The organism is Enterobacter sp. WI-ESBL-E8 (assembly GCF_053364895.1).
The window spans coordinates 4,028,983-4,044,679 of record NZ_JBRWXJ010000001.1 but is presented as its reverse complement, the minus strand read 5'-3'; the positions used below and the strand labels follow the sequence as shown (position 1 = coordinate 4,044,679).

Annotated in this window: 16 protein-coding genes and 1 tRNA gene; 9 read left to right on the top strand and 8 right to left on the bottom strand. The window is 54.7% G+C overall.

The genetic code is table 11. The annotated features are described in order from the left end of the window. Positions 1 to 161: 161 nt before the first annotated feature. Together sdhE and ACWHWP_RS19140 are read left to right on the top strand one after the other, a co-directional pair. Positions 162 to 428 carry an FAD assembly factor SdhE gene (gene sdhE / locus ACWHWP_RS19145; protein WP_013098615.1) on the top strand — a complete coding sequence of 89 codons (267 nt, stop codon included), beginning with the start codon at positions 162 to 164 and terminating at the stop codon, positions 426 to 428. After that, positions 409 to 819, top strand: a complete 411-nt coding sequence (locus ACWHWP_RS19140) for a protein YgfX (RefSeq protein WP_059311674.1) — start codon at positions 409 to 411, stop codon at positions 817 to 819. The genes sdhE and ACWHWP_RS19140 overlap by 20 nt, the downstream gene beginning before the upstream one ends. 6 nt (positions 820 to 825) lie before the next feature. Here ACWHWP_RS19140 and fldB read toward each other — a convergent pair whose 3' ends face one another. Beyond that, positions 826 to 1,347: a flavodoxin FldB gene (gene fldB, locus ACWHWP_RS19135; RefSeq protein WP_059311675.1), complete on the bottom strand. Its 522-nt coding sequence runs from the start codon at positions 1,345 to 1,347 to the stop codon at positions 826 to 828. Positions 1,348 to 1,448: 101 nt separating this feature from the next. On the opposite strand from fldB, the gene xerD reads away from it, so the two are divergent. The 5 genes from xerD to lysS all read left to right on the top strand — a co-directional run bounded on the left by xerD (position 1,449) and on the right by lysS (position 7,542). Then, the gene (xerD, locus tag ACWHWP_RS19130) at positions 1,449 to 2,345 is read left to right on the top strand and encodes a site-specific tyrosine recombinase XerD (protein WP_047347949.1); all 897 of its coding nucleotides are present in this window, start codon (positions 1,449 to 1,451) and stop codon (positions 2,343 to 2,345) included. Positions 2,346 to 2,373: 28 nt separating this feature from the next. Next, entirely contained in the window at positions 2,374 to 3,087 is a 714-nt protein-coding gene (dsbC, locus tag ACWHWP_RS19125; RefSeq protein WP_059311676.1) for a bifunctional protein-disulfide isomerase/oxidoreductase DsbC, read from the top strand. 5 nt (positions 3,088 to 3,092) lie between these two features. Next, positions 3,093 to 4,826: a single-stranded-DNA-specific exonuclease RecJ gene (recJ, locus tag ACWHWP_RS19120; RefSeq protein ID WP_059311677.1), complete on the top strand. Its 1,734-nt coding sequence runs from the start codon at positions 3,093 to 3,095 to the stop codon at positions 4,824 to 4,826. A 90-nt stretch (positions 4,827 to 4,916) separates the two neighbouring features. Further along, positions 4,917 to 6,015, top strand: a protein-coding gene (gene prfB / locus ACWHWP_RS19115; RefSeq protein ID WP_096151315.1) for a peptide chain release factor 2 whose coding sequence is annotated in 2 segments (ribosomal slippage) — positions 4,917 to 4,991 and positions 4,993 to 6,015 — 1,098 coding nt in all. Because the reading frame shifts where the segments join, the coding sequence is not laid out codon by codon here. 9 nt (positions 6,016 to 6,024) lie between these two features. Further along, positions 6,025 to 7,542 (top strand): lysine--tRNA ligase, encoded by a 1,518-nt coding sequence (lysS, locus tag ACWHWP_RS19110; RefSeq protein WP_023309094.1) that lies wholly within the window; start codon positions 6,025 to 6,027, stop codon positions 7,540 to 7,542. A gap of 38 nt (positions 7,543 to 7,580) precedes the next feature. Here the strand turns inward: lysS and idi are convergent, their stop codons facing one another. Beyond that, positions 7,581 to 8,123: an isopentenyl-diphosphate Delta-isomerase gene (idi, locus tag ACWHWP_RS19105; protein ID WP_063428502.1), complete on the bottom strand. Its 543-nt coding sequence runs from the start codon at positions 8,121 to 8,123 to the stop codon at positions 7,581 to 7,583. A 164-nt stretch (positions 8,124 to 8,287) separates the two neighbouring features. Between idi and actS the strand changes: the two genes are divergently transcribed. Both actS and ACWHWP_RS19095 read left to right on the top strand, forming a co-directional pair. Then, positions 8,288 to 9,031, top strand: a complete 744-nt coding sequence (gene actS, locus ACWHWP_RS19100; RefSeq protein ID WP_059311680.1) for an amidase activator ActS — start codon at positions 8,288 to 8,290, stop codon at positions 9,029 to 9,031. An 80-nt stretch (positions 9,032 to 9,111) separates the two neighbouring features. Next, positions 9,112 to 9,185 (top strand) — tRNA-Gly (locus tag ACWHWP_RS19095). Between the two features lie 18 nt (positions 9,186 to 9,203). Here the strand turns inward: ACWHWP_RS19095 and ACWHWP_RS19090 are convergent. The 6 genes from ACWHWP_RS19090 to ACWHWP_RS19065 all read right to left on the bottom strand — a co-directional run bounded on the left by ACWHWP_RS19090 (position 9,204) and on the right by ACWHWP_RS19065 (position 15,532). Continuing rightward, positions 9,204 to 9,470 (bottom strand): hypothetical protein, encoded by a 267-nt coding sequence (locus ACWHWP_RS19090; RefSeq protein WP_059311684.1) that lies wholly within the window; start codon positions 9,468 to 9,470, stop codon positions 9,204 to 9,206. A gap of 346 nt (positions 9,471 to 9,816) precedes the next feature. Next, entirely contained in the window at positions 9,817 to 10,299 is a 483-nt protein-coding gene (locus ACWHWP_RS19085; protein WP_059311685.1) for a hypothetical protein, read from the bottom strand. Then, positions 10,296 to 11,126, bottom strand: coding sequence for a winged helix-turn-helix domain-containing protein (locus ACWHWP_RS19080; RefSeq protein ID WP_059311686.1), 831 nt, complete (start codon positions 11,124 to 11,126; stop codon positions 10,296 to 10,298). Before ACWHWP_RS19080 ends, ACWHWP_RS19085 begins: the two co-directional genes overlap by 4 nt. Before the next feature lie 404 nt (positions 11,127 to 11,530). Beyond that, positions 11,531 to 12,601 (bottom strand): ABC transporter ATP-binding protein, encoded by a 1,071-nt coding sequence (locus ACWHWP_RS19075; RefSeq protein WP_059311687.1) that lies wholly within the window; start codon positions 12,599 to 12,601, stop codon positions 11,531 to 11,533. Beyond that, positions 12,594 to 14,363, bottom strand: a complete 1,770-nt coding sequence (locus ACWHWP_RS19070) for an ABC transporter permease (protein WP_063956958.1) — start codon at positions 14,361 to 14,363, stop codon at positions 12,594 to 12,596. Before ACWHWP_RS19070 ends, ACWHWP_RS19075 begins: the two co-directional genes overlap by 8 nt. 80 nt (positions 14,364 to 14,443) lie before the next feature. After that, positions 14,444 to 15,532 carry an ABC transporter substrate-binding protein gene (locus ACWHWP_RS19065; protein ID WP_447856162.1) on the bottom strand — a complete coding sequence of 363 codons (1,089 nt, stop codon included), beginning with the start codon at positions 15,530 to 15,532 and terminating at the stop codon, positions 14,444 to 14,446. Positions 15,533 to 15,697 lie beyond the last annotated feature (165 nt).

The following is a 15,697-nucleotide window of genomic DNA, read 5'->3' as shown; positions in this document are numbered from 1 at the left end:
CGCTGTCTTTGTAGGGATTATTCTGGAAGCCAGCTCGTCGATCGCAATATTCCAGTAAAGAAACGGTCAAAAACACGTTACACTAGCTGGTGTCCCCGTAGAGAAATTAAGAACACGGAACGGGGTGCCGACTGTGCCAAACGTAATGCAGGAAACTGAACATGGATATTAACAACAAGGCCCGTATTCACTGGGCGTGCCGTCGCGGCATGCGTGAACTTGATATTTCCATTATGCCTTTCTTCGAATATGAGTATGACAGCTTAAGCGATGAGGATAAGCGTCTGTTTGTTCGCCTGCTTGAGTCTGACGACCCGGATTTATTCAACTGGCTGATGAACCACGGCAAACCCGCCGACACCGAGTTGCAACGGATGGTGCAATTAATTCAAACACGGAATCGGGAACGTGGTCCTGTGGCAATCTGATCTTCGCGTCTCGTGGCGCTCGCAGTGGATGTCCTTATTGCTCCACGGCCTGGTTGCGGCCTTAGTGCTACTAATGCCGTGGCCGCTGAGCTATACGCCTCTGTGGCTGCTATTGCTTTCGTTTGTCGTTTTCGACAGCGTACGCAGCCAGCGTCGCATCAATGCCCGTCAGGGAGAGATCAAATTACTGATGGATTCCCGCCTGCGCTGGCAGGGAAAAGAGTGGGATATTGTCGGTATGCCCTGGATGCTTAACTCCGGCATGATGTTGCGGTTACGCAATGTAGACGGCGGGCGTTGCCAGCATCTGTGGCTGGCGGCTGACAGTATGGATGCTGCCGAGTGGCGAGACCTGCGCCGGATGTTATTGCAACAGACGACGCAGGGGTAATACGCGTTAGCTAAACTTTTCTGCCATTTCGCCCAGAATCTGCTCGCACCAGGTTTGCAGGCGCTCATCGCTAAGATCGTACTGGTTGGTTTCATCCAGCGCGAGTCCAACAAACAGCTCGCCGTCGGCAATAATCGGTTTTTTACTGGTGAACTCGTAGCCTTCGGTTGGCCAGTAGCCGATGAACGACACCCCTTTTGGCGCCAGTTTGTCGTGCAGCATGCCGAGAGCGTCCAGGAACCATTCCCCGTAACCCAGCTGATCCCCCATGCCGTACATGGCAACGATTTTGCCGTCGAGGTTGAGCGTATCAAGCTGGTCCCAGATGGCTTCCCAGTCTTCCTGTATCTCGCCGAAATCCCATGTCGGGATGCCGAGGATCAACACGTCGTACTGCTCCATCAGCGTGAGCGCGTCATCTTTCAGGTTATGCAACGTCACCAGTTCCGGGCCAATGATGTCGCGAATTTTCTCTGCCGCCATTTCGGTGTAGCAGGTGCTGGAACCATAAAACAGACCAATATTCATCGCGTATCTATCTCAATTCTTGCTTTGACTTTGCGCGTAGTGTACCAGAAACAGCTCGCAATCAGGCATAATGGCCTGACTGCAGAATCAAAGGGGCCATTGTGGAAAAGGATCTCGCACTGATCGAACAGTTTCTCGATGCACTGTGGCTGGAGAAAAATCTGGCTGAGAATACGCTCAGCGCCTACCGTCGCGATCTCACCATGCTGGTGGAGTGGCTTGCGCACCGCGGGTTGTCCCTGGCGAGCGCGCAAAGCGACGATCTGCAGGCGCTGCTTGGGGAACGTATCGCGGGGGGCTACAAAGCCACCAGCTCCGCACGTTTGCTTAGCGCAATGCGTCGCCTGTTCCAGCACCTTTACCGGGAGAAAATTCGCGAAGACGATCCCAGCGCGCTGCTGGCGTCCCCCAAACTCCCGCAGCGGCTGCCGAAAGATCTCAGCGAAGCACAAGTTGAGAGATTATTACAGTCACCGGCTGTTGACCTGCCGCTGGAGTTACGCGATAAAGCCATGCTTGAGCTATTGTATGCTACCGGCTTGCGCGTTTCGGAACTGGTTGGCCTGACGATGAGCGACATCAGCCTGCGTCAGGGCGTGGTGCGTGTCATCGGCAAAGGAAACAAGGAAAGACTGGTACCGCTGGGGGAAGAGGCGGTTTACTGGCTGGAAACGTATCTGGAGCATGGTCGCCCGTGGTTGCTCAACGGGGTGTCTATCGACGTTCTTTTTCCGAGCCAGCGCGCGCAGCAGATGACCCGGCAAACGTTCTGGCATCGCATTAAGCATTACGCCACGCTAGCCGGTATCGACAGTGAAAAGCTGTCGCCGCACGTATTGCGTCATGCCTTCGCGACGCATCTGTTAAACCACGGCGCTGATTTACGCGTGGTGCAGATGCTGCTGGGACACAGCGATCTTTCCACGACGCAAATTTACACCCATGTCGCGACGGAACGCCTGCGGCAGCTACACCAACAGCACCACCCTCGTGCGTGAGTGCCGACGAATTGTAACAGGATCATATATGAAAAAGTCTTTCGCGCTGTTCACCCTGCTGGCAGCCTCATTTACCGGTTTCGCCCATGCTGACGACGCCGCCATCAAACAGTCGCTGGCCAAGCTTGGCGTCACCGGTAGCGATATTCAGCCTGCGCCGGTTGCCGGCATGAAAACGGTGCTGACCAACAGCGGCGTGCTCTACGTTACCGAAGACGGCAAGCACATTATTCAGGGCCCAATGTACGACGTGAGCGGCGCGCAGCCGGTCAACGTTACCAACCAGCTGCTAATGAAAAACCTGAACGCGCTCGAAAAAGAGATGATCGTCTATAAAGCCGCGCAGGAAAAACACGTTATTACCGTCTTCACCGACATCACCTGCGGCTACTGCCACAAGCTGCATGAAGAGATGAAAGACTACAACGCGCTGGGCATTACCGTGCGTTACCTGGCCTTCCCACGCGCGGGCGTGCAGAGCCAGCCGGAGCAGGACATGAAGGCTATCTGGTGTGCAAAAGACCGCAACAAAGCGTTTGACGACGCGATGAACGGTAAAGGGGTTAAACCCGCTTCCTGCGACATTGATATCGCTAACCACTACGCGCTGGGCGTGCAGTTTGGCGTGAACGGTACGCCAGCGATTGTCCTGAGCAACGGCTATGTTGTTCCGGGCTATCAGGGACCAAAAGAGATGAAAGAGTTCCTCGACGCGCACCAGAAACAGTTTGGTGGTAAATAATCCGCGTGAAAGCCCCCATAAAATTGCGCCGCCGCGAGGCGGTTGAACAGGTTGATTTGCCGGACGATCTCCCTGCGCTGCTGAAGCGCCTCTACGCCAGCCGCGGCGTGCGTTCCGCTGAAGATCTTGAACGCAGCGTAAAAGGGATGCTTCCCTGGCAGCAGCTGAACGGTATCGAAAAAGCCACCGACATGCTCTACAACGCGCTGCGTGAAGGAACGCGCATTGTGGTGGTCGGGGACTTTGATGCCGACGGCGCAACCAGCACCGCGCTGAGCGTACTCAGCCTGCGCGCGCTGGGCTGCGACAACGTCACCTATCTGGTGCCGAACCGTTTTGAAGACGGCTACGGCCTCAGCCCGGAAGTGGTCGATCAGGCTCACGCCCGTGGTGCGCAGATGATCATGACCGTGGATAACGGTATTTCTTCCCATGCGGGTGTCGATCATGCTCACGCGCTGGGGATCCCGGTGCTGGTCACCGATCACCACCTGCCGGGCGAAACGCTGCCGGATGCGGAAGCCATCATTAACCCGAACCTGCGCGACTGCGATTTCCCCTCGAAATCGCTGGCCGGCGTGGGGGTGGCGTTTTATCTGATGCTGGCGTTGCGTACCCTGTTACGCGATAAGGGCTGGTTCGACTCTCGCGGTATTGCCGTGCCGAACCTGGCCGAATATCTCGACCTGGTGGCGCTGGGTACGGTAGCGGACGTGGTCCCGCTCGATACCAATAACCGTATCCTGACCTGGCAGGGCTTAAGCCGCATTCGGGCGGGCAAGTGCCGTCCGGGGATCAAGGCGCTGCTGGAGATTGCCAACCGCGATCCGCTCAAGCTGGCGGCAAGCGATTTGGGCTTTGCCCTCGGGCCGCGCCTGAACGCTGCCGGAAGGCTGGACGATATGTCCGTCGGGGTCGCGCTGCTGCTTTGCGACAACATTGGCGAAGCACGCGTGCTGGCCAACGAGCTGGACGCCCTGAACGAGACCCGTAAAGAGATTGAGCAGGGAATGCAGGCCGAAGCGCTGACCCTGTGCGAAAAGCTTGAGCGCAGCGGCGAAACGCTGCCGGGTGGTCTGGCGATGTACCATCCCGAGTGGCACCAGGGCGTGGTCGGCATACTGGCGTCGCGCATTAAAGAGCGTTTCCACCGGCCGGTGATTGCGTTCGCTCCTGCGGGCGACGGCACGCTGAAAGGCTCTGGCCGTTCGATTCAGGGGCTGCACATGCGCGACGCGCTGGAGCGGCTTGACACGCTGTATCCGGGTCTGATGATTAAGTTCGGCGGCCATGCGATGGCGGCGGGCCTGTCGCTGGAAGAGGCGAAGTTCGACGAGTTTCAGCGCCTCTTTGGTGAGCTAGTGACCGAGTGGATTGACCCGGCCCTGTTGCAGGGGGAAGTGGTGTCCGACGGCGAGCTCTCACCGCTTGAGATGACGATGGACGTGGCGCAAATGCTGCGCGATGCTGGCCCGTGGGGGCAGATGTTCCCGGAACCGTTGTTCGACGGCCGTTTCCGCCTGTTGCAGCAGCGTATCGTCGGCGAACGTCATCTGAAGGTGATGGTCGAGCCCGTGGGCGGTGGACCGCTGCTGGACGGCATTGCCTTCAACGTTGACACGGCGGTATGGCCGGACAACGGCGTGCGCGAGGTTGAGCTGGCGTACAAACTGGATATCAACGAGTTTCGCGGTAACCGCACCCTTCAGATCATCATCGACAATATCTGGCCAATTTAGCGGCAGTAATCTCTATAAAAAAGGGCGTGGATTCGGTACAATCCCGCTCTTATCACCGCATTTTGACAAGTCCATAAAAGAAAACAGACCATGTTTGAAATTAATCCGGTAAAAAACCGTATTCAGGACCTCACGGAGCGCTCTGACGTTCTTAGGGGGTATCTTTGACTACGATGCCAAGAAAGAGCGTCTTGAAGAAGTAAACGCCGAGCTGGAACAGCCGGACGTCTGGAACGAACCTGAACGCGCACAGGCGCTGGGTAAAGAGCGTTCCTCTCTCGAAGCTATCGTAGATACGCTGGATCAAATGGCTCAGGGGCTGGAAGATGTTTCCGGTTTGCTGGAGCTGGCCGTCGAAGCCGACGACGAAGAAACCTTTAACGAAGCCGTGGCAGAACTCGACGTGCTGGAAGAGAAGCTGGCGCAGCTTGAATTCCGTCGTATGTTCTCCGGCGAATACGACAGCGCTGACTGCTATCTCGATATTCAGGCAGGTTCTGGCGGTACCGAAGCGCAGGACTGGGCCAGCATGCTGACGCGTATGTACCTGCGTTGGGCTGAAGCGCGCGGCTTCAAAACCGAAATTATCGAAGAGTCTGAAGGTGAAGTTGCGGGTCTGAAATCCGTCACCATCAAGATCATCGGTGACTACGCTTACGGCTGGCTGCGTACCGAAACCGGCGTTCACCGCCTGGTGCGTAAGAGCCCGTTCGACTCAGGCGGTCGTCGTCATACTTCCTTCAGCTCCGCGTTTGTCTATCCGGAAGTTGATGAAGATATTGATATCGAAATTAACCCGGCGGACCTGCGTATCGACGTTTACCGTGCATCCGGCGCGGGTGGTCAGCACGTTAACCGTACGGAATCTGCGGTGCGTATTACCCACATTCCAACCGGGCTGGTAACGCAATGCCAGAACGACCGTTCCCAGCATAAGAACAAAGACCAGGCCATGAAGCAGATGAAAGCGAAGCTTTATGAGCTGGAGATGCAGAAGAAAAATGCTGAGAAACAGGCGATGGAAGATAACAAGTCTGACATCGGTTGGGGCAGCCAGATCCGTTCTTACGTCCTTGATGACTCCCGCATCAAAGACCTGCGTACCGGGGTTGAAACCCGCAACACGCAGGCGGTGCTGGACGGCAGCCTGGACCAATTTATCGAAGCAAGTTTGAAAGCAGGGTTATGAGGAACCAACATGTCTGAACAACAAGCACAGGGCGCTGACGCGGTAGTCGATCTTAACAACGAACTGAAAACCCGCCGCGAGAAGCTGGCAGCGCTGCGCGAGCAGGGCGTGCCATTCCCGAACGATTTTCGTCGTGACCACACCTCAGACCAACTGCACGCAGACTTCGACGCTAAAGAGAACGAAGAGCTGGAAGCGCTTAACGTTGAAGTGGCCGTTGCAGGCCGCATGATGACCCGTCGTATTATGGGTAAAGCCTCCTTCGTGACTCTGCAGGACGTTGGCGGCCGTATTCAGCTGTACGTTTCCCGTGACGATCTGCCGGAAGGGATCTACAATGAGCAGTTCAAGAAGTGGGACCTGGGCGATATCCTGGGTGCGAAAGGTAAGCTGTTCAAAACCAAAACCGGTGAACTGTCTATCCACTGCACCGAGCTGCGTCTGCTGACCAAAGCCCTGCGCCCGCTGCCGGACAAATTCCACGGCCTGCAGGATCAGGAAGCGCGCTATCGTCAGCGCTACCTGGATCTCATCTCTAACGATGAATCCCGCAAGACCTTCAAAATTCGCTCCCAGATCATGGCCGGTATTCGCCAGTTCATGGTTAACCGCGACTTTATGGAAGTAGAAACCCCGATGATGCAGGTGATCCCTGGCGGCGCGTCTGCGCGTCCGTTCATCACCCATCACAACGCCCTGGACCTGGACATGTACCTGCGTATCGCGCCGGAACTGTACCTGAAGCGTCTGGTGGTTGGTGGTTTTGACCGCGTGTTTGAAATCAACCGTAACTTCCGTAACGAAGGTATCTCCGTTCGTCATAACCCAGAGTTCACCATGATGGAACTCTATATGGCGTATGCGGATTACAAAGATCTGATCGAACTGACCGAATCCCTGTTCCGTACCCTGGCGCAGGATATTCTGGGCACCACGCAGGTCCCTTACGGTGAAGAAGTCTTCGACTTCGGCAAGCCGTTCGAAAAACTGACCATGCGCGAAGCGATCAAGAAATACCGTCCGGAAACCAACATGGCCGATCTGGATAACTTCGATTCTGCAAAAGCGATCGCGGAAAGCATCGGTATCAAGGTTGAGAAGAGCTGGGGTCTGGGCCGTATCGTGACCGAGATCTTCGAAGAAGTGGCCGAAGCGCACCTGATTCAGCCGACCTTCATCACCGAATACCCGGCTGAAGTCTCTCCGCTGGCGCGTCGTAATGACGAGAACCCGGAAATTACCGATCGCTTTGAGTTCTTCATCGGCGGCCGCGAAATCGGCAACGGCTTTAGCGAGCTGAACGATGCGGAAGACCAGGCTCAGCGCTTCCAGGATCAGGTTGACGCGAAAGCGGCAGGCGACGACGAAGCGATGTTCTTCGACGAAGACTACGTGACCGCGCTGGAGCACGGTCTGCCACCAACGGCGGGTCTGGGTATTGGTATCGACCGTATGGTCATGCTGTTCACCAACAGCCACACCATCCGTGACGTGATCCTGTTCCCGGCGATGCGCCCGGTGAAGTAAGGCGTTAAGATGTAAAAAAAGCCCCGAAAGGGGCTTTTTTATTGCGCGGCGAACGCTCTGAGGGCGTCTCGCGCGGCCGTCGCTTCCAGCACCATCCACGGGCTAAAACTCCAGGGCGCGGCATCCAGGGCGCGGAATAACGATTCCAGCGTAACCCACTCGAAGGCCATCACTTCATCGTGATTAATCCGCAGTTCGCTGGTGATGCGGGCCGCGAATACCGGGCAAATTTCGTTTTCAACGATCCCGGAAGGATCGGTTTCGCGGTAACGAAACTCGGACGCCACGGAGGTGATATCGGTAATTTCAGCGCCGATCTCAAAGCGGCAGCGCCGGATAATGGCCTCTTCCGTCGCTTCACCCGATTGCGGGTGTCCACAGACGGAGTTCGTCCAGACGCCCGGCCAGGCTTTTTTGCTTAACGCGCGCCGGGTCACCAGACATTCACCGCTGGCGTTAAACAGCCAGGAGGAGAACGCCAGATGCAGAGGGGTTTGGGTCGTGTGCGCGGCGTACTTTTCCTGAGTGCCAATCACCATTCCCTGGTCATTTACCAAAATAACGTGTTCTTGAATACTCATTCCTGCTCCAGTGCCAACGATGCGGATGGTTCTGCACCATCAGCAGGACGGTATTATACGGCATTCTTATACGAACGGTTTGTCTCCAGGAGCGGAAAAGGGCTGACCCTTATCTCTCCGGGCTGGTATTATAGGCCGCCATTCACGCTGACCGAGGATCTGTTTTGTTTGCAGGAAGCCTGACGAGAAACCCCATCACCGCCATTTTTTGCCTGACGCTGACGCTTTTACTGGCAGGCTGTTCAGGAAGCAAATCGTCGGATATGGGCAGTTATTCCGGTTCGGTCTATACCGTTAAGCGCGGGGATACGTTGTATCGCATTTCGCGCGCAACGGGGACCAGCGTGAAGGACCTGGCACGGCTGAATAATATTTCTCCGCCTTACACCATCGAGGTGGGGCAGCAGCTGAAGGTTAGCGGCGGATCGTCCTCAGGCAAAAAATCCTCTTCGAAGGGCAAAACCGCTAAGGTGACGCCGTCTTACGCGGTGCCGCAGTCATCCTGGCCGCCGGTCGGTCAACGCTGCTGGATCTGGCCTGCCAGCGGTAAAGTGGTGTTGCCGTATTCCCTGTCTGAGGGTGGTAACAAAGGCATCGATATCGCTGCCGCGCGCGGTACGCCGGTTTATGCTTCCGGTGCCGGGAAGGTGGTTTACGTCGGTAACCAGCTGCGCGGCTACGGTAACCTGATCATGATTAAGCATGGCGAAGACTACATCACCGCCTATGCGCACAACGACACGATGCTGGTGAACAACGGGCAGAACGTCAAAGCAGGGCAGAAGATTGCCACTATGGGCAGTACGGGCACTGACTCGGTGAAGCTGCACTTCCAGATTCGCTATAAGGCGACGGCCATCGATCCGCAGCGTTATCTTCCTGCGCCCGGCAGTAAGCCGAAGTGCTAAGTGATTATTTAATCGCCGGTTAGTTGTGAAGAGGCTTGTATGAAGAGGCGTAAGGTCTATAATGCCTTACGCACCTTAAAGCGGGCGTAGTTCAATGGTAGAACGAGAGCTTCCCAAGCTCTATACGAGGGTTCGATTCCCTTCGCCCGCTCCAGCTTCACGTCTACTACTCTCAATTTTCCCAGAATAAATCAGCAGTCTCAGCATTCCACAATGGGATAACTATGTTACTGATCTTTGGCGGTCTGCCCGGCACCGGGAAATCAACCATTGCTCGTCGCCAGCCCGGGGAGAGGTCCCGACCGAGAACGCCATAGGTATCTATCTGGGTCAGCGTCCTGGCGATTGGACAGCACGTCTGTTTAAAGGCCGTAACGTCCATAGCCTGTTCAATATCCCTATTGGTAAACACCGTTACCAGAGCAATAACTTTTTTCATAGCATTTTCTTCCTGGTTTTAAGTAAGGACAGGTTGTCCCGGTATTCTATTGCCTGGAATAACTTATAAGAAATATCAGACAGGGTCGGATAATAAAATTTCTATTTGATTGTATTAAATGTATTTCATTTAAGATTGTTGATGGCTATTGAAAAGTGAGTAGTTGAGTTATTTATTTAAATGTCCAGTATTCAGGTTTTTTTATTCTGCATTAATTTAAATTGCAAAATGCTTAGCGCGATTTAAGATTTTTAATTCAATGAGATAAGCCAGCGTACGTCTTCGCTGGCCTGGAGGGGGCGGACATATTGATTTGCGGAGTAAGAACGCTTTCAGAAAGCGTGATTCAGCGGTAGCAGAGAAATACGGGACGCTTTCCTACAGTAAACAGGAAGCTGTTCTCCCCCTGCGGCAGGACGGTATAGGTGATACTTTTCTCTGGGTATACATAAAAATCTGGAAGCACTTCACTCAGATTCTCATCAGAGACGGAGTCATCGTTAAATATTTTATTCACTTTTACCGAGTAAAAATGAAGGGCGTCTTTGTTTTCAGTCCAGGTATAGGACACGTCCCGGCGGATACCCCCCAGAACCGTATCATTCTGAGCATAAGTCCCGTTTATTGATACCACGCCGGTTTGCGTTTTAAGAGAGTAAATGAAATCAAGCGTCACGTTGGCTCGAACATTTTTGTGATAGACAACAATGGACGCTGAACAGATCTCAGAGTTTTGCCTCTTTTCTGCCCGCAGATGCAATAGCCATGAGATGAATAAGCCTGAGACAAAAAGCAGCAGGCAGGCGAGGGTAATCGTTTTTTTAGTCACTGATTTTTCCACCGAAAATAGAGCGTGACGCACCGTGAGTTTTCTGAGGTTTCAAAAGGTTCTCTGCAAATTAATGCCGAAAGTGCAGGAGCAGTACTGGACGAGAGGAAGTAAATCCACGGATATTTTTTACAATCCAGACCGGTCTGCAGGATCGTGTTTTTGGCTTTGGTAAAACCGCCCGTTTTTTTGATGTCATCATTTTGAGAGACAAAATGGCACTCATTCTCATTTCTTATGATGGTATAGTCGTTAAAAAAATCCCTTTCTGAATGTGGCGTCCACGGCAGATGGAACATGGATAAACCAAGGCCAAAGGAAAGCAATAGCAGAAGGGCAATGCGCGAGTATTGCACCCATTTCCTGTTTACTGTGCCTGTCTTTGCTACGGATGCAGGTAATGTATTCGCCGTCATTTCAGGCTCAGGTATTAATGCTTCAACCGGTGACGGGTCAACAAACTGCTGTTCCGGCGTCTCTTCTTCGGTAGCGACTCTGGTCACCTTAACGCTGCTGTCAATCTGGAAACCCTTGCGCGGCACCGTGGACACGAGCGTTTCGTCGGCTTCTGCTACGGTGCGAAGTCCGCGACGAATGATAGATATGTTCTGATAAAGCGTATTTGTCGGAACGAGCATGCCGTCTTCAGCCCATACAAAGGTGAATAATTCTTTTTGCGTAACGACGTTGGGCCAGGATTCCAGTAATAGTGTTAAGCAACGGCTGGCCGGGGCGGTAATGATTACGCTCAGCTCGGGTTTGCTTACTGAGGCTAACGTGTTTTTTTCTGGATGGAACTTTATCCTGTCGTTAATTATCCAGAACATATATCAGTTACCGTCTCGAAAAGAGGATTTCACATTGTTTAAGAATTATATCCTCAAAGTTTTCATTGTCAAAGCCGTGCGTAAGCGTCTCAAAACATATTTTAGCGTATTTTTTTAGTCTTCTTTTAAGAATATCTTTCAATAAGGTCATTCGCAACCTGCTTCTGCAGGGAAGGGCAGCGTATGCCCTGGCTGTAATAAATAGAGGCTGCAAGCGCGCCGGAACGACGGAAAATAAGGGTATAATATAATATGAAGTGGTGCGAAGGGTATTAAATGGCATTAATGTTAATTCTGTGATTTTATTTTAAAAGCTCTCGTTATTTAAATATTTTAACAGGGTCGTGCTGTTTACTGAATTAAAATGTGAAGAATAAAAAGGCTGCATTACGCAGCCTTTTTTATCAGTTTTTAGGGAACACCCACACATGCTTCTCCGGCAGCGAAAGATGGCAGTGCTGCGGATCCCGAACCTCGTGCCCATAGGCGCGGATGACAAAATCATCCCCCACCGTGCGGAACAGGTACTCCCAGCGGTCGCCGAGATACATGCTGGTGAGCAGCGGCAGCTCAAGCTGATTGTCCCCAGGTCCCTCGACCACCGCCACGCGCTCGACGCGGATCACCGCCGTGGCGTCATCACCGCTCTGCACCCCTTCACCGGCCTGGCCCCAAAGCACCCAGCCTTTTCCTTCGATACGCGCTCTGCCGTCGCGCACTTCGGTGACTTTGCCGTGCAGGCGGTTGTTGCTGCCCATAAACTCGGCGGTAAACAGCGTTTTCGGCGAGCCGTACATCTCCTGAGGCGTGCCCTGTTGCTCAATTTTGCCGTTGTTAAGCAGCAGGATACGGTCGGAAATGGACATCGCTTCGTTCTGGTCGTGCGTCACCATCAGCGCCGATAGCCCAAGCTTGATAATCAGCTCGCGCAGAAACACGCGGGCCTCTTCGCGCAGCTTGGCGTCGAGGTTGGAAAGCGGCTCGTCCAGCAAAATCACCGGCGGGTTGTAGACCAGCGCCCGGCCAATCGCCACGCGCTGCTGCTGCCCACCAGAGAGCTGATGCGGGTGACGTTTGCCAAGATGGCCCAGACCAAGCTGGTCCAGCACGTCCTGCACGCGCTGCTGGATCTCTTTGGCCGGGACTTTGCGCAGCTTGAGCGGATAGGCCACGTTCTCAAACACGGTTTTGTGCGGCCACAGGGCGTAGGACTGGAACACCAGCCCCAGATTGCGCTCTTCCGCCGGGACCTCACTGCGCGGCGTGCCGTCGTAAACTTTATTTTTACCAATGACAATCGACCCCTGGGTCGGTTTTTCAAGACCCGCGACGGCGCGCAGCAGGGTGGTTTTGCCGCTGCCGGAGGGGCCCAGCAGGGAGACCACTTCGCCGCGCTTCAGGTTCATGGAGACACCTTTTAAAACAGGATTGTCGCCGTAGGTTAAGTGCAGATCGTCAACCGCTAATTCAATCATGTATTTTCACTCCGAAACGAAGGGCAATGCCCAGACCTACCACGACCAGCAGGATGTTAATGAAAGAGAGCGCCGCCACGATATCGATGGCACCCGCGGCCCAGAGGGAAACCAGCATCGAGCCGATGGTTTCCGTGCCGGGTGAAAGCAGGTACACACCCGTTGAGTATTCGCGTTCAAAGATCAGGAACATTAGCAGCCACGAACCGATAAGACCGTAGCGGGAGAGCGGAATGGTGACGTGGCGGGTGATCTGCCCGCGCGTCGCCCCGGTGCTGCGCGCCGCCTCTTCAAGCTCCGGCGCCACCTGTAACAGCGTGGAAGAGATAAGCCTCAGCCCGTAAGCCATCCACACCACGGTATAGGCCAGCCAGACGCTGAAAATGGTGCTGCGAAGCGAGCGCAGCCAGACGATGAGGTTTTCGCGCATCCAGTCGGACCAGGCAAAGCCGGAAAGCCAGCCGGATTTCAGCGCGTTATCGAGCCACATCGGCAGGAACAGGAACACCCACAGGAACGCCAGACCCGCCAGCAGGCCGGGCACGGCGCGCGGCACCAGCACGCTGTAGTCGAGGAAACGCGTGGTGTTGTCCGGCTTGCGGTGCATGGCAATGCCGACAAACAGGTAGCACACCACGGCCAGCGCGCCGCCAATTACCCCAATCGCCATGGAGTTGACGATGGCGCGCAGCAGGTTGGGCTGGGACCAGATGGTGCGGAAGGTGTTCAGCGAAAGTTCATCCCACAGCGAAACGCCCACGCCCCAGTTGGAGATAAACGCGCGCAGCACCACGCCGAGCAGCGGAACGCCGATGGTCACGGTGAGCCAGAAGGCAATCACCGCGCCAGCCACCCAGCGCCATTTGCCGAGCGGTAGCGCGCGCGCCTGGGAAGCCTTCCCCTTCATGGTGACGAAGCGGTTGGCGGTGCGCATCAGGCGACGCTGGAGCATCACCAGCGGGATGGTGATGCAGATCAGTACCACGGCAACCGCTGCCATCAGGTTATAGGAAGGGGTACCCATCTTGTTCGTCAGCTTATAGAGATAGGTCGCCAGCACCATGTTGCCTTCCGGGTCGCCGAGCACCAGCATCAGGCCGAACACTTCCAGCCCGAGGAAGAACAGCAGCACGGTGGCGTACAGAATGGACGGGCGCACCATCGGCAGGCTGACGGAAGACATTACCTGCCAGGGAGAGGCTCCCGCGGTGCGCGCGGCCTCTTCCACATCAGAGCCCACGCTGCGCAGCGCTGACGAGATATACAGATAGGCGTGTGGGACGTGCGTCAGGCCGGCAATGACCACAATGCTCGACATGTCGTAGATATTCCACGGCACAAAGCCAATCAGCGCCTCAGCCCACTGGGAGAGAAAGCCCACCGGACCGGCGGCCACCACGTAGCCGAAGCCCAGCACCATCGGTGAAACGAAAATTGGAACCAGGATCAGCGGCTCAATCAACCGGCGGCCGGGCAGGTCGGTACGCACCATCAGGAAGGCCAGCACGCCGCCCAGCGGGATAGAGATAAAGACCAGCCCGAAGGCCAGAATAAAGCCGCTTTTCAAGGCTTTATAAAAATCAGGGTCAGTGAAAATAAAATCAAATGATTCAAAGCTCCACTCTTTTGACGGCGAAAAGAACGGGGCGGACAGGAAGCTCTGGATCACGATAAACGACAGCGGCGTGTAGATAACCAGGGCGGTTATCAGCACGACGATGCCTCGCGGCAGGCTTTGCCACTTTCTGCGTAATGTGTTCATGGGGTATCCCTGGTATTGCAGCCCAGATAAATGAACTCGGTCGATAAGGGAGCGCGGCGGCCAGCGCCGCGCTCAGACGCTTATTTGCCGGCGGCGGTACGCCACTCTTTGATGTACTCCAGGCGTTTTTTCGGCTGCAGGTATTCCAGCAGCGTTTCATCAACCGGGATCGGCTTCAGCGCGTTGCCGAGAATTTTGGTCAGGCCGTCGATATCATTTTTCCCTTCGATATCGTTACGAATGGAGGGAATGTCCGCCTGGTTGGCGAGAATGCTTTGCCCATGTTCAGACAGCACATAGTCGAGCCACAGTTTTGCCGCATTGCTGTTTTGCGATTGCTGGCTGATGAACGACACGCGCGACAGCACCAGGGTGTAGTCTTTTGGATAGGAAATGCCGAGCGACGGATCGTTCTTCGCACGCGCTTCCGCATAAGAACCGAGGATATTAAAGCCGATCAGGTTTTCCCCGGAGGAGACGCGCTCCATCATGGTGCCGGTAGAGGACTGCACCGATAAGCCCCCTTTGGCGACGTCGGCGAGGGTTTTAAAGTAATTAGGATCGGCGTTGTGATCCTGGACGGAGAGCATAAAGCCCAGACCCGATTTTTCGATGTCATAGGTGGTGACTTTGCCCTTGAATTTGTCCGTCTGGCTGGCAATCAGCTTCGCCAGCGCGGCGTGAGAGTCCGGTACGTCACTGGCCGGGATCAGGCGCTTGTTGTAGATAAAGACCACCGGCTCATAGGTGGTGCCGTAGGCCTTATCTTTCCAGACCGCCCATTTCGGCAGCTGGCTTTGCTCCGGAGATTTGTACTCCATGGCGTAGTCGGTGGCGAGCTTCAGGCCGGTGTCCATAGAGGAGCTCCAGACCACGTCGCCGCTCACGCCGCCGGAGGCCTGTTCGCTGATGAAACGGTTGTACAGCTCGGTGCTGTTCATATCGTTGTATTCAACTTTAATGCCCGGGTAGGTTTTTTCGAAGCCCTGGATCAGCGGTCCGGCAGCTTTGATGTCGGTGGTCGAGTAAATGACAACCTTGCCCTCTTTTGTCGCGGCATCGACAACCTTTTGATACTCAGCAGAATAACCCTGCGGCAGGGCAGCGAGTGCAGAAGCAGAGAACAGTACGGTAGCGGTAATCAGAGAAATTCGGAATGTGTTCGACATTATAGTTAACCTTTTAGTTACATTTGAGGAACTAATTGTCAACATAGCGCAGTGCGCTCCGCCCACAATAGGGGGGAGCGGATAATGGTTCCGAAGTGTGATTGTCGCCGTCGTTTCAGCAATTAACACCATAAAATCCGCGAACGTTAGCCTGTGAACGGTTTC